The sequence below is a fragment of the Streptomyces sp. NPDC048479 genome (assembly GCF_040651435.1).
Lineage (GTDB): Bacteria > Actinomycetota > Actinomycetes > Streptomycetales > Streptomycetaceae > Streptomyces.
Window position 1 is genome coordinate 169,461 of sequence record NZ_JBEZKA010000018.1, and the last position, 13,967, is coordinate 183,427.

Below are 13,967 nucleotides of genomic sequence, written 5' to 3' on the forward strand. Positions count from 1 at the left end.
GCCGCGAGCTTAGGCCGTGAGCTTCGCCAGCGCCGCGTCGATGCGGGACAGGGTCTTCTCCTTGCCCAGGATCTCCAGGGACTCGAAGAGCGGCAGGCCCACCGTGCGGCCGGTGACCGCGACGCGGACCGGGGCCTGGGCCTTGCCGAGCTTCAGGCCGTGCTCCTCGCCGGCCGCCAGGACCGCGTTCTTCAGGGACTCCGCGCTGGACCAGTCCGCGGACTCCAGCTTCTCGCGGGCGGTACGGAGCAGGGCGTCGGAGCCCTCCTTCATCGCCTTCGTCCAGGACGCCTCGTCCTCGACCGGCGCGTCCCGGAAGAGGAAGTCGACGTTGGCCGTGATGTCCGAGAGGACGGTGACCCGGGTCTGGGCGTACGGGGCGATCGCCTCCCAGGCCGCCTCGTCGAACTGCTCCGGCGCCCAGTTGGCGTGCGGGGCCTGCAGCCAGGGGCGGCACGCCTCGGTGAAGGCCTTCACATCGAGCCGGCGGATGTGGTCGGCGTTGATCGCCTCCGCCTTCTTCAGGTCGAAGCGGGCCGGGTTGGCGTTGACGTCCGCGATGTCGAACTTCTCGACCAGCTCGGCGACCGAGAAGATGTCCTGGTCGGCGGAGTAGGACCAGCCGAGCAGCGAGAGGTAGTTGATCAGGCCCTCGGGGAGGAAGCCGCGCTCGCGGTACAGGTTCAGGGACGCCTGCGGGTCGCGCTTGGAGAGCTTCTTGTTGCCCTCGCCCATCACGTACGGCAGATGGCCGAAGACCGGGATCTCCTTGGCGATGCCCAGCTCGGTCAGCGCCTTGTAGAGCGCGACCTGCCGCGGGGTGGAGGACAGCAGGTCCTCGCCGCGCAGCACGTGGGTGATCTCCATCAGCGCATCGTCGACCGGGTTGACCAGCGTGTACAGCGGGGCGCCGTTGGCGCGGACGATGCCGTAGTCCGGGACGTTCTCCGGAGTGAAGGTGAGCTCGCCGCGGACCAGGTCCGTGAAGGTGATCGGCTCGTCGGGCATCCGGAAGCGGACGATGGAGGTGCGGCCCTCGGCCTCGTACGCCGCCTTCTGCTCGGCGGTCAGGTCGCGGCACTTGCCGTCGTAACCGGAGGGCTTGCCGGCCGCGCGGGCGGCGTCGCGGCGGGCCTCCAGCTCAAGGGCGGTGCAGTAGCAGTGGTACGCGTAACCCCCGGCCAGGAGCTTCTCGGCGACGTCCTTGTAGAGGTCCATCCGCTGCGACTGGCGGTAGGGCGCGTGCGGGCCGCCGGTCTCGGGGCCCTCGTCCCAGTCCAGGCCCAGCCAGCGCATCGAGTCGAGCAGCTGGTTGTACGACTCCTCGGAGTCGCGGGCCGCGTCGGTGTCCTCGATGCGGAAGACCATGGTGCCGCCGTTGTGCCGGGCGAACGCCCAGTTGAACAGGGCGGTGCGGACCAGACCCACATGCGGGTTGCCGGTCGGCGAGGGACAGAAACGTACGCGGACGTTCGCGTTAGCCACGCTTGATCACCTTGTTGGTGAGAGTGCCGATGCCTTGAATGGTGACGGCGACCTCGTCGCCGACGTTGAGGGGGCCGACCCCGGCCGGGGTGCCCGTGAGGACGACGTCGCCGGGGAGCAGCGTCATCGCCTCGGAGATGTTGACGATCAGATCCTCGATGGAGTGGATCATCTGGCTCGTACGGCCGAGCTGACGCTGCTCTCCGTTGACCGTGCACTGGATGGCCAGGTCGCTCGGGTCGAGGTCGGTCTCCACCCAGGGGCCGAGCGGGCAGGAGCTGTCGAAGCCCTTGGCCCTGGCCCACTGCTTCTCGCGCTTCTGGACGTCGCGCGCGGTGACGTCATTGGCGCAGGTGTAGCCGAGGATCACGTCCTTGACGCGTTCGCGCGGGACTTCGCGGCACATCCGGCCGATGACCACGGCCAGTTCGGCCTCGTGGTGCAGTTCCTGGGAGAAGGAGGGGTATGCGATCGGGTCGCCGGGTCCGACCACCGAGGTGGACGGCTTGAAGAAGGCGAACGGCGCGTCGGGCACCTCGTTGCCGAGCTCCGCCGCGTGCTCCGCGTAGTTGCGGCCGAAGGCCACGACCTTGCTGGGGAGCACGGGCGGCAGCAGCCGGACCCGGTCCCGCGACTGCGGAGCCAGCGGGACCTTCGTACCGGAGAGCTCGAAGTCGGCGAACGGGATGCCTTTGATGATGTCGAGGACGAGGTCGTCGGGGCCTTCGCCCTCGACCGCGCCGAAGGCGACATTGCCGTCGATGGAGAACCTGGCGATGCGCACGGGATGCGGGTGCCCCTCTGCTGATTGCGCTGGCTGGAGTCTGACGCTCCAGGCTAACGCGGGTGCGGGCACCGCCTCGCGTATTACTGGGCGGGGGCGTCCATCAGGACCGTACGACGCGGGTTTGCCGTCTGCGTGGGAAGATCGAGTGCGTGTTCCGGCTGCTCCGGCGTCTGCAGTTCGTCGGCGTCCTCGAGGTGCGCCAGCGTGGTGCGCCGGGGGTTGGCTATGTTGCGGAACATCATCGTCGTCTTCATCTGTTGTTTCAGACCTTGTCCGGGTGCGGGCGCTTCGGTGAGCGCCAGTTGACGGATTGCCCATCCCTGTAAAGCCTCAGGCTAAACATTCAATTCCCCGCGAAAGCCCGGAAGACTCAGCGATCTACGTGTGAGTTTCCTCACGAGTTGACGGTCAATTCGGTCATTCCAGACGGTCAACCATTTTCAAGGAAACGGACATTGCCCCACTGAAGCCATCATTCCGCTCCTGATCATGGCGACTGGGACACCCTCCACCCGGAGTGACTCGTAGGGAAAAGTCCATTTCCTCCGCAACCTCTTTCTACGTCTTGTGACACAACGCTCACACCGTGTCACCCAGGTCACAGCCCGGTACGCGGCCCTTGTTGGAGATCCTGCTCTGTGCTGGAATTCCACGCACCGCCGCGGGTTTCAGGCCGGCGCGCAAGGGCGCAACGCAGCGCCGAGTGGCGGCGGGGAAGGGGGATCAGCGCCGGTCACTGACGACCACCATGGGGCGCGTTCTTCGCCCCACGACGCCGACACCGTCTCGCCGTTCACGCGGAGGGACGCCTGGTCCAGAGGTTGCGACGCTAGTGCAGGGACGTTTCAAGAGGGATGGCAGCGCTGCGGCGGAACAGGAGCCGCGTGGCGGGACCGGCCGCGGTTCCTCGCCCCAGCACACCCAAAACCAGGGATCGGCAGCGCCCGGCGACAGCGGTGACCGTGCCGCGCGCCCCGGTGCGGCCGCACCGGGCGGCGACGGGCCCAAGCCCCCGCTGAAATCCAAGGGACCCACGGACACCGGTTCGCGAATAGCCCTGCGCAACTGGCGCATCAGCACGCGTCTGGTGTCCCTGCTCACCCTGCCGGTCGTCGCGGCGACCACGCTGGGCGGACTCCGTATCAATCAGTCCATGGAAGATATGAAGCAGCTGGAGCACATGCAGCTGCTGACGGACATGACCAAGCAGGCGACCGCGCTGGCGGAGAAGCTCCAGGCGGAGCGCGACCTGTCCGCGGGCCCGCTGGCCAACGGCGCGAGCGTCGCCGACTTCAAGGTCTCGGAACCACGAGCGGCGACCGACCGGGCCAGGACCTCCTTCCTCGAGACCACCCGCGGCATCCCCAACACGGACAACGATCAGGCGCTGGAGAGCATCCGCGCCAACGCGAACGAGATCGCCGTCCAGGTCAACGCGCTGACCAAGATCCGCGAGTCCGCCTACACCCCGGGCGCCCCGCACTCCCAGACCATCGAGGCCTACAGCCGACTGATCCAGTCCCTGCTGAGCCTCTCCCAGGACATGGCCCAGGCGACCAGCAACCCGGAGATGATCAAGAGGACGCGTGCCCTGGCGGCCTTCTCCTCCGCCAAGGAGTTCGCCTCCATCCAGCGTGCGGTCATCGCTGCCGCTCTCCCGGGCGGTGCTGACGCGAAGGCCCCGGGCCTGCTCGAGACCGACCGGCTCTACGGCCTGGCCAACCTGGAGAACGGCAAGACGGAAATCAAGGCCTTCAGGGCGATCTACGGGTCCATCGGCGGCGACGCCGATGAACTGACCGACCCGCTGGAGAACGGCAACCCCACAATCAAGGCGTCCGAGCTCTACGCCAAGCGCGTGCTCGACACCAAGGGCGGTCTGGCCACCCAGCCCAAGCGTTCCCACCTGGACTGGACCGACGACTACTCGGTCCGCATCAGGGCGATGGGCACCATCGAGGCCACGCTGCTCGGCCAGATGGAGGCCAAGGCTCGCGAGCTGCGCCAGCAGTCGCAGCGCGACGCGATCATCAACGGTGCGCTGATCCTGGTCGTCCTCGGCGTCTCGCTCGTCGGCGCCTTTGTCGTGGCCCGCTCCATGATCCGCTCGCTGCGCAGGCTGCAGGACACCGCCACCAAGGTCGCCCAGGACCGGCTGCCCGAGCTGGTCAAGCAGCTCTCCGAGGCCGACCCGCAGGACGTCGACACCTCGGTGGAGTCCGTCGGTGTGCACTCCAGGGACGAGATCGGCCAGGTGGCCGCGGCCTTCGACGACGTGCACCGCGAGGCGGTCCGCCTCGCCGCTGAGCAGGCGCTGCTGCGAGGCAACGTCAACGCGATGTTCACCAACCTCTCGCGCCGCAGCCAGGGTCTTATCCAGCGTCAGCTCTCGCTCATCTCCGAGCTGGAGTCCCGCGAGGCCGACCCGGACCAGCTGTCCTCGCTCTTCAAGCTCGACCACCTCGCGACCCGTATGCGCCGGAACGGCGAAAACCTCCTCGTCCTCGCGGGCGAGGAGCCGGGCCGCCGGTGGACCCGGCCGGTTCCGCTGGTCGACGTGCTCCGCGCCGCCGCCTCCGAGGTGGAGCAGTACGAGCGCATCGAACTCGCCTCGGTCCCGACGACCGAGGTCGCGGGACGCGTCGTCAACGACCTTGTGCACCTCCTCGCCGAGCTGCTCGAGAACGCGACCTCCTTCTCCTCCCCGCAGACCAAGGTCCGCGTCACCGGTCACGCGCTGCCCGACGGGCGTGTGCTCGTCGAGATCCACGACACCGGTATCGGCCTCTCGCCCGAGGACCTCGCGGCGATCAACGAGCGGCTCGCCTCTCCGCCCACCGTGGACGTCTCGGTGTCGCGACGGATGGGTCTGTTCGTGGTCGGCCGGCTGTCCCTGCGACACGGCATCCGTATCCAGCTGCGTCCCTCCGACTCCGGCGGTACGACCGCGCTGGTCATGCTGCCCGTCGATGTCGCCAACGGCGGCAAGAAGGTCCCGAACATGCCCGGTGCGGGCGGCCAGGGCGCCGCTCCCTCGGCGCCCGGCGGCCGTCCGGGCGGCGGTCCCGGTGCGAACGGCGGCGGCGGCCGTCCCGGTCTCGGCGGTGCTCCCGCGGGTGGACTGGGCGGTGCTCCGGCCGGCGGCCGGTTCGGCGCCGGTGCGCCGCGCGGCCAGGTCGGTGCGGGCGCGGCTCCGCGTGCCGCGCTGCCGCCCCGCCAGGGACAGGGTCAGGGTCAGCAGGGCGGTCAGAGCCAGAGTCAGGGCGGCGGTCTCGCCGGCGCCTTCGGCTCGGGCACGGGCCGGGGCGCCCCGAGCGCTCCGGTGCGCAACGAGGCACGCCAGAACGGCTTCCAGCAGGGTGCTCCGGGCGCGGGTGACCGCGGCCGTCAGCTGCCGCCCTCCGGCAGTCCGCGTGCCGAGCTGCCCGGTGGCAGCTCCTCGCACCGCCGGGAGGAGCCGCAGCGCCCGCAGCGCCCGCAGGCCACCAGCTGGGGCAGCGAGCAGCCGTCCGCCCCGCAGCAGCGTCCGTCCGCCGATGCGCCGCGCGGCCACGAGGACAACGAGTCCACCCGCGGTCCCGGCTCCACGGCCGAGTTCGCACGGCCCGACTTCAACGGGCCGCCGCCGCACGGCGGTGACCGGGGCGCAGGTTCCGGTGCCGATTCCACCGGGCAGTTCGTACGTCCCGATGTGTTCGGCGCCCAGGACTCCTCGTCCTCGGGCCAGTTCGCCCGTCCGAACACAGGCGCCCCGCAGCCGCCGGCCCCCTCCCCCAACCCGCGTCGGCGCGGTGGCCGGGACACCGCCGACTACGGAGTGCCGCGTCCGGCGCACAACGCACTGCCGCCGCAGCCTCAGCCGGAGGCACTGCCGCCGGCCGGTCCCGGCGACGGCCGTACGCCGCTGTACGACACCCTTGAGACGAACTGGTTCCACGGCCCGCAGAGCGGTCAGCCGGCCGAGCAGCCGCAGGCTCCCGCCGTCCCGCCGCAGCCGACGGAGCGTCCCGCTCCGCCGATGCCGCAGCGCACCCCGGCGCCGACCCCGGTGACCCCGGGCAACGCGCCCAACGCGAGTGGTGCCACCTGGCGCACCTCGCCCAATGACGAGTTGGTACGCCAGGCCGAGCGGGTCAGGAAGCCCGCGGCGGGCGGCGTCACCACCTCCGGTCTGCCTCGCCGGGTCCCGCGCGCCAACCTTGTGCCGGGCACCGCGCAGGAGCAGAACCACCAGGCCGGTCCGCAGGTTTCGCGTGCTCCCGATGACGTACGCGGCCGGCTGACCAATCTCCGTCGGGGCATTCAGCAGGGTCGTCAGCAGAGCAGCTCGACGACCGGCAGCTTCGACCTCGGCCCCACTCACCAGCAGGAGCGTTAGTTGAGTCCGATGAGCCAGGCGGCGCAGAATCTGAACTGGTTGATCACCAACTTCGTGGACAACACCCCTGGGGTGTCTCACACGGTGGTGGTCTCCGCCGACGGTCTTCTGCTGGCAATGTCCGAAGGTTTCCCCCGCGACCGCGCCGACCAGCTGGCGGCCGTGGCGTCCGGACTCACCTCGCTGACCGCGGGGGCGTCCCGGATCTTCGAAGGCGGTCCGGTCAGCCAGACCGTCGTCGAGATGGAGCGCGGTTTCCTCTTCCTCATGTCCGTCTCGGACGGTTCCTCGCTGGCCGTACTCGCGCACCCCGACTGCGACATCGGCCTCGTCGGCTACGAGATGGCACTTCTGGTGGACCGGGCCGGCAGTGTCCTCACTCCGGACCTGCGCGCCGAGCTTCAGGGAAGCCTTTTGCACTGAACCGCCTCCCCCCACAGGTAATTCAGGTACGCGCAACCGCACAGCCACTGTCAGGTCGCCAAGGCCCCCCACCGGCCCAGTCAGACGGCACGCAGACCACTTGCTGTCACGCCCGGAGGATTCATGACCCCGCCACCCGCCTCTCACGATCCGTACGGCGCCTCAGTCGACGCGTCGTACGGATTTGAAGGCGATCAGCCGCTGGTCCGTCCGTACGCCATGACCGGCGGCCGGACCCGGCCGCGCTACCAGCTCGCTATAGAGGCACTGGTCAGCACCACGGCCGACCCGGCGCACCTCGGGACACTGCTCCCCGAGCACCAGCGGATCTGTCACCTGTGCCGTGAGGTCAAGTCGGTGGCAGAGGTGTCGGCGCTGCTGTCGATGCCGCTCGGGGTCGCGCGGATCCTCGTGGCCGACCTGGCGGAGGCGGGCATGGTGGCGATCCATCAGCCGGGCAACGGAGAGGCCGGCGGCACGCCGGACGTGACACTGCTCGAAAGGGTGCTCAGTGGACTTCGCAAGCTCTAGCGGCGGTGCAGCCCGCTCAACCACCAGCGCGAAGATCGTGGTGGCGGGCGGCTTCGGCGTGGGCAAGACCACGTTCGTCGGCGCCGTCTCGGAGATCAACCCGCTGCGTACCGAGGCCGTGATGACGTCTGCGTCCGCGGGCATCGACGACCTCACCCACACCGGGGACAAGACCACCACCACGGTGGCCATGGACTTCGGCCGTATCACCCTGGACCAGGACCTGATCCTGTACCTGTTCGGCACGCCCGGCCAGGACCGCTTCTGGTTCATGTGGGACGACCTGGTCCGCGGCGCCATCGGCGCCGTCGTGCTGGTCGACACCCGCCGCCTCGCCGACTGCTTCCCGGCGGTCGACTACTTCGAGAACAGCGGCCTGCCGTTCGTCGTCGCCCTCAACGGCTTCGAGGGATATCAGCCCTACAACCCCGAGGAAGTACGCGAAGCCCTGCAGATCGGCCCGGACACCCCGATCATCACGACGGACGCGCGCCACCGCGCGGACGCCAAGAGCGCGCTCATCACCCTGGTCGAGCACGCCCTGATGGCCCGGCTCAAGTAGACTGCGAGATACGGCAGTTGTCGTAGTTGTATGGGGGTGGGCTGTGTCCTTTGACACGGCCCGCCTTCGTGTTCATAACATTTCGAGAGAGAATTAACGCGCCTCGGACACCCGCCGCATACGGCTGGTACCGCTGCGCTCATATTGACCCCGCCTTTTGATGCGGCTTGGCATTTATGCCCGTTTTATCTGAGGCGTACGCCACTCGGAATGGCTGATTCCAACTGTTTGGAACGGACCCCTTCCCCGTGCTGGAATTCGGCGAACTCCCCAGTAGTAGAGCTCTGAACGAAACACACGGCACAGCGTAGGTGCCGACGCCGAGAGGTTGTTGGTCGAGTGAGGCGAAGCATGACGAGCTCCGCAGAGCAGCAGGCGCGGGGCAACTTCACCCCGCCGCAGCGCGCAGCGGCGTCGCCTGCGATTGAGCCCGGTCCGCCGGCCCCGGCCGGCAGCTCAAGCCGGCTGTCCCCGCGCAACTGGCGAGTGCCCACCCGCCTGAACGCGATCCTCCTCATCCCCGTGCTCGTCGGGCTGGTGATGGGCGGCTTCCAGGTCAAGTCCTCCATCAACACCTGGAACGAGGCGCAGGACGCCGAGAAGACGGCGCTGATCGTGCGCGCCGCCTCGGAGTACGGCCAGGCACTGCTCAACGAGCGTGACCTCACGGCGCCGTATCTGCTCGCCGGTGCCCGCAAGGATCCGACCGTCACCAAGGCGTACGCGACCACGGACGACGCGAAGCAGAAGTTCGACCTGGCCGTCCAGGACCTGCCCGAGAAGCAGGGCCTGGAGCGCCGTCTGAGTCTCTTCCGGGCCGAGGAGCCCAGCCTCGCCGACCTGCGCAAGACCGCGTACATCGAGGGCATCGAGGCCAAGTCAGCGGTCGGCACCGAAGAGGGCTACGTCAAGGTCCAGCACTCGCTGATGGAGTTCTCCAACGAGCTCGGCCTCGGCACCGGCAACATCACCAGCTACGGCCGTACGGTCTACGCGATCCAGCTGGCCAAGGCCGCCGCGTCGCTGCAGCGCTCCATCGGCCTGCACCTGCTGATCCGTCCCAGCGGGGACGACACGACCCGCGCCAAGCAGACCATCGCGTTCAACTCGTACAACTACCTTGAGCAGATCGCGCTCGGTGAGTACGTCTCCGGCGGTACGCAGGAAGACACCGACAACCTGCAGCAGATCATGGCGGGCAAGGCCGTCGCGGGCGAGAAGCAGCTGAAGGCCGCTGGTCTCAACCCACCGCGGGACGCGAAGGGCAACGTTCTGCCCGGCATGGCCGGCAAGATCGGCCAGGGGCTGAGCCCCAAGCAGCTGAAGAAGATCGACGTCACACCCACGACCTGGATGGGCGCGTCCACCGCCAAGTTCGACGGCTACACCGAGATCGAGAACAACCTCGTCGACAAGGCCGTGACCGAGGCCGCCCAGATCTCCGACGACGCCAAGCAGGACGCCATCGTCAACGGCGCCATCGTCGTGATCGCCCTGCTCACCGCCTTCATCCTGGCCGGTCTCATGGCCCGCCAGATGAGCCGCTCGATGCGCCAGCTGCGTACCGCCGCGTTCGGCATCGCCGAGCAGCGTCTGCCGATGCTGGTCGACCAGCTCTCGCGTACAGAGCCGGGACGCGTCGACACCCGTGTGCAGCCGATCCCGATCGACACCCTGGACGAGATCGGCGAAGTCGCCCGGGCCTTCGACCAGGTCCACCGCGAGGCCGTCCGGCTCGCCGCCGAGCAGGCCATGCTCCGTGGCAACGTCAACGCGATCTTCACCAACCTCTCTCGCCGTAACCAGTCGCTGATCGAGGGCCAGCTGACCCTGATCACCGACCTGGAGAACAACGAGGCCGACCCGGACCAGCTGGAGAACCTCTTCAAGCTGGACCACCTGGCGACCCGTATGCGCCGCAACGGCGAGAACCTCCTGGTCCTCGCCGGCGAGGAGCCGGGGCGCCGCTGGAACCAGCCGGTCCCGCTGGTCGACGTGCTCCGCGCCGCCTCCTCGGAGGTGGAGTCCTACGAGCGCATCGAGATGACGGGCGTCCCGGAGACGGACATCCACGGCCAGGCCGTGACCGACCTTGTGCACCTGCTGGCCGAGCTGCTGGAGAACGCCACGACGTTCTCCTCGCCGCAGACCAAGGTCCGCGTCACAGCCACCCGGCTGCCCGACGGTCGCGTCATGGTCGAGATCCACGACAAGGGCATCGGCCTGACCGCCGAGGACTTCGCCGACATCAACCACAAGCTGGCCAACCCGCCGACGGTGGACGCCGCTGTCTCGCAGCGCATGGGCCTGTTCGTGGTCGGCCGCCTCGCCGACCGGCACGGCATCCGGGTCCAGCTGCGCCCCTCGGGCGAGCAGGCCGGCACCACCTCGCTGGTCATGCTTCCCGACGCCATCACCCACGGTGGCGGTGGCGAGGCGCTGCCCGAGGACGACTTCACGGTCTCCCAGATCATTCCGGAGCCGCCGCAGTCGTTCGCGCCCGCCCCGGTCCAGGCCGCGCCGATGCGCACCGCCGCGGAACTCGGCTTCGACGACTCCCGGTACGACGATCCCTCGGACGCCTCTCCGCAGCTCGACCCGGTGGGCCGCTCGCTGATACGTGAGGAGCGCCGTGCCGCGCTGGAGGCGCAGGCACAGGGCGGCGAGCACCCGCTCTACCGCGACGAGGTGGACTACTCGCAGGGGCAGCAGCAGTACGCCTCCGAGTACGGCCAGGACTACTCGCAGGAGTACGCCCAGGAGCAGCCGCAGGCGTACGACAGCTACCAGCAGTCCGGCGGTTACCCGGAGCCCCAGGAGCACCACGAGTCGGCATATGCGGAAGCTAATTACCAGGCTCCGCAGCCCCAGGAGTCTCAGTACGACGGCCAGTTCGACACCCAGTCCCACCAGGGAGACTGGTCGAATCCAGGTACGTACCAGGGTGGGTTCGAGCCGGATTACCGGCGCGAACCGGAATCTGCACCCAGCGGCCCCACGAACGTCTCCGAGCGCGTAGGCTTCGACCGTCCGGGACCCGCTCCGAGCAGCAGCCACGCAACGACCAACGCCGGTCTGCCGCGGCGCGGCAGCATTCAGCAGTCGCAGCCCCAGCAGCAGTGGCAGCAGCCGGCCGAGCAGACCCAACAAGCACCGCAGGGCGCTCAGGCCAAGGCGGACGGCAGCAGCAGCAACGGTGCCGGCTCCGAGGACTGGCGCTCGACCAACGACGAGCGCTGGCAGCGGGCGGAGAAGCTCCGCGAGCCGAAGGCGGGCGGGGTCACCTCCTCCGGTCTTCCGCGGCGGGTGCCCAAGGCGAACCTCGTCGAGGGCACGGCTGAGCAGACCCCGCAGGGCGGACCTCAGGTCTCCCGCGCCCCTGAGGACGTGCGTGGCAGGTTGAGCAACCTGCGGCGCGGTGTCCAGCAAGGACGCAACGCGGGGACGGACACGAACGGATCGGGCTTCGGCCCGGGCAGTAGTACCTACAACCAGGAGCGTTAGTGTGAGCCCGATGAGCCAGGCGGCGCAGAATCTGAACTGGTTGATCACCAACTTCGTGGACAACACCCCTGGGGTGTCCCACACCGTGGTGGTCTCCGCCGACGGACTCCTGCTGGCGATGTCCGAAGGTTTCCCGCGTGACCGCGCCGATCAGCTGGCGGCCGTAGCCTCCGGGCTGACCTCGCTGACCGCGGGAGCGTCCCGGATCTTCGAAGGCGGCGCGGTCAACCAGACAGTGGTGGAGATGGATCGAGGCTTCCTCTTCCTGATGTCCGTCTCCGACGGTTCCTCGCTGGCCGTACTCGCACACCCCGAGGCCGACATCGGCCTGGTGGGTTACGAGATGGCTCTGCTCGTGGACCGGGCGGGCAGTGTGCTCACCCCGGACCTGCGTGCAGAGCTCCAGGGCAGTCTTCTCAACTAACAGGCAGACAGTGCGTTTCACGCCACCGCACCGTAGTGTGCGGTGGCGCGGCTCCACAGGGACATGGACCGGCGACCGGCAGTCGGAGGAGGAAACGTGGCAACACCCCCAGGCGGACGCCCGTATGACGGTGCTCACCAGACGCCGGGTGATCACTCTCAGAACCGCTTCAACTTCCCCTCCACGCCAAGCAGACAGGGCACCCAACAGCCTTACCAGCAGCCGCAGCAGCCGTACGACCCGTCGTACGACCAGCCGCAGCCGCGCATCCAGCCGGTGCAGCCGCGACGGGCGCCGGAGCCCGCTCCCGCGGCGCACAACCCCTTGGTGCGCCCGTACGCCATGACCGGCGGCCGTACCCGGCCGCGCTACCAGCTCGCCATCGAGGCACTGGTCAGCACCACGGCCGATCCCGCCCGGCTGCAAGGGCAGTTGCCCGAGCACCAGCGGATCTGCCGGCTGTGCTTCGAGATCAAGTCGGTCGCCGAGATCTCGGCACTTCTCACCATCCCCCTCGGCGTTGCCCGGATCCTCGTCGCCGACCTGGCGGAGGCCGGACTTGTCGCCATTCACCAGCCCGGCGGCGACGAGTCCGCCGGCGGCCAGCCAGCCGTGACACTGCTCGAAAGGGTGCTCAGTGGACTTCGCAAGCTCTAGCGGCGGTGCAGCCCGCTCAACCACCAGCGCGAAGATCGTGGTGGCGGGCGGCTTCGGCGTGGGCAAGACCACGTTCGTCGGCGCCGTCTCGGAGATCAACCCGCTGCGTACCGAGGCCGTGATGACGTCTGCGTCCGCGGGCATCGACGACCTGACCCACACCGGGGACAAGACCACCACCACGGTGGCCATGGACTTCGGCCGTATCACCCTGGACCAGGACCTGATCCTGTACCTGTTCGGCACGCCCGGCCAGGACCGCTTCTGGTTCATGTGGGACGACCTGGTCCGCGGCGCCATCGGCGCCGTCGTGCTGGTCGACACCCGCCGCCTCGCCGACTGCTTCCCCGCCGTCGACTACTTCGAGAACAGCGGCCTGCCGTTCGTCATCGCCCTCAACGGCTTCGACGGACACCAGCCGTACAACCCCGAAGAGGTCCGTGAGGCGCTGCAGATCGGCCCGGACACCCCGATCATCACGACGGACGCGCGCCACCGCGCGGACGCCAAGAGCGCGCTCATCACCCTGGTCGAGCACGCCCTGATGGCCCGCCTGCGGTAGCCGGTACCGCGGTCGCCTGTCTCTGCGGAAGCCCCCGCGCTCCTATGGGAGTTGCGGGGGCTTCCCGCGTGTGCGGGGGGCCTGGGGCGGGTTTGTCCCCCTACCTGCGGCTCCGCCCCAGACCCCGCGCCTCAAACGCCGGCGAGGCTGGGTTTCCCGCCCGTCCGGCGATTGAGGACGGGAGCGGGGTGGGGGAACAAAAAAGGCCCCAGCACCCGCACAGGGCGCTGGGGTCTTCGTACGCGGCGGGCGGCTGGGTCAGCCCTGCCAGCTGTGGGCCGTGCGGAAGCCGGACTGGCGCTCCAGACGGCGCCAGCCGGCCGCGGAGCGGCCACGGTGGGTCGGGACAGCGTCGGGCTGGGCCGCCGCGCGGGCGAGCAGCACCGCGGTGATCGCGGCCAGCTCCTCGGGGTCGGCATGACCCTTCTCCACGCGCAGCAGGGAGGAGGACGCAGAGGCCTCTGCAGGAGTACTCATGGCTGTTCGGGCTCCAGACTCTTCGCAGGGTTACTGCGGGGGGTTGCCGTGCTTGCGCGACGGCAGGTCGGCGTGCTTGGTACGGAGCATGGCGAGGGATGCGATCAGCACCTCGCGCGTCTCGGACGGGTCGATGACGTCGTCGACCAGGCCGCGCTCCGCGGCGTAGTAGGGGTG

General features: G+C 69.1%; 13 protein-coding genes. 8 read left to right on the top strand and 5 right to left on the bottom strand.

What is annotated here, in order from left to right:
* Positions 1–9 precede the first annotated feature (9 nt).
* From gltX to AB0D12_RS26665, 3 genes are all read right to left on the bottom strand, one after another.
* Positions 10–1,485 (bottom strand): glutamate--tRNA ligase, encoded by a 1,476-nt coding sequence (gene gltX / locus AB0D12_RS26655; RefSeq protein ID WP_362687715.1) that lies wholly within the window; start codon positions 1,483–1,485, stop codon positions 10–12.
* Positions 1,478–2,269 (bottom strand): fumarylacetoacetate hydrolase family protein, encoded by a 792-nt coding sequence (locus AB0D12_RS26660; RefSeq protein ID WP_362687718.1) that lies wholly within the window; start codon positions 2,267–2,269, stop codon positions 1,478–1,480. The genes gltX and AB0D12_RS26660 overlap by 8 nt, the downstream gene beginning before the upstream one ends.
* An 83-nt stretch (positions 2,270–2,352) precedes the next feature.
* On the bottom strand, positions 2,353–2,526 hold the full coding sequence (locus AB0D12_RS26665) for a hypothetical protein (protein ID WP_362687721.1): 174 nt from the start codon (positions 2,524–2,526) through the stop codon (positions 2,353–2,355).
* A gap of 578 nt (positions 2,527–3,104) precedes the next feature.
* On the opposite strand from AB0D12_RS26665, the gene AB0D12_RS26670 reads away from it, so the two are divergent.
* The 8 genes from AB0D12_RS26670 to AB0D12_RS26705 all read left to right on the top strand — a co-directional run bounded on the left by AB0D12_RS26670 (position 3,105) and on the right by AB0D12_RS26705 (position 13,313).
* The gene (locus AB0D12_RS26670) at positions 3,105–6,650 is read left to right on the top strand and encodes a nitrate- and nitrite sensing domain-containing protein (protein ID WP_362687724.1); all 3,546 of its coding nucleotides are present in this window, start codon (positions 3,105–3,107) and stop codon (positions 6,648–6,650) included.
* Between the two features lie 9 nt (positions 6,651–6,659).
* A complete protein-coding gene (locus tag AB0D12_RS26675; RefSeq protein ID WP_005311457.1) occupies positions 6,660–7,073 on the top strand; it encodes a roadblock/LC7 domain-containing protein in 414 nt (137 codons plus the stop codon).
* Positions 7,074–7,196: 123 nt separating this feature from the next.
* Positions 7,197–7,604, top strand: a complete 408-nt coding sequence (locus AB0D12_RS26680; protein WP_327326297.1) for a DUF742 domain-containing protein — start codon at positions 7,197–7,199, stop codon at positions 7,602–7,604.
* Positions 7,585–8,166, top strand: coding sequence for an ATP/GTP-binding protein (locus AB0D12_RS26685; protein ID WP_362687728.1), 582 nt, complete (start codon positions 7,585–7,587; stop codon positions 8,164–8,166). The genes AB0D12_RS26680 and AB0D12_RS26685 overlap by 20 nt, the downstream gene beginning before the upstream one ends.
* Before the next feature lie 351 nt (positions 8,167–8,517).
* Positions 8,518–11,670 (top strand): nitrate- and nitrite sensing domain-containing protein, encoded by a 3,153-nt coding sequence (locus AB0D12_RS26690; protein WP_362687731.1) that lies wholly within the window; start codon positions 8,518–8,520, stop codon positions 11,668–11,670.
* 10 nt (positions 11,671–11,680) lie between these two features.
* Positions 11,681–12,094: a roadblock/LC7 domain-containing protein gene (locus AB0D12_RS26695; protein WP_108154975.1), complete on the top strand. Its 414-nt coding sequence runs from the start codon at positions 11,681–11,683 to the stop codon at positions 12,092–12,094.
* A gap of 96 nt (positions 12,095–12,190) precedes the next feature.
* Positions 12,191–12,751 (top strand): DUF742 domain-containing protein, encoded by a 561-nt coding sequence (locus tag AB0D12_RS26700; protein ID WP_362687734.1) that lies wholly within the window; start codon positions 12,191–12,193, stop codon positions 12,749–12,751.
* The gene (locus AB0D12_RS26705; RefSeq protein ID WP_050791473.1) at positions 12,732–13,313 is read left to right on the top strand and encodes an ATP/GTP-binding protein; all 582 of its coding nucleotides are present in this window, start codon (positions 12,732–12,734) and stop codon (positions 13,311–13,313) included. Before AB0D12_RS26700 ends, AB0D12_RS26705 begins: the two co-directional genes overlap by 20 nt.
* A 258-nt stretch (positions 13,314–13,571) precedes the next feature.
* Here the strand turns inward: AB0D12_RS26705 and AB0D12_RS26710 are convergent, their stop codons facing one another.
* On the bottom strand, positions 13,572–13,790 hold the full coding sequence (locus AB0D12_RS26710; RefSeq protein ID WP_362687737.1) for an acyl-CoA carboxylase subunit epsilon: 219 nt from the start codon (positions 13,788–13,790) through the stop codon (positions 13,572–13,574).
* 30 nt (positions 13,791–13,820) lie between these two features.
* On the bottom strand, positions 13,821–13,967 hold a 147-nt coding region (locus AB0D12_RS26715), incomplete at its 5' end, for a carboxyl transferase domain-containing protein (protein ID WP_362687761.1).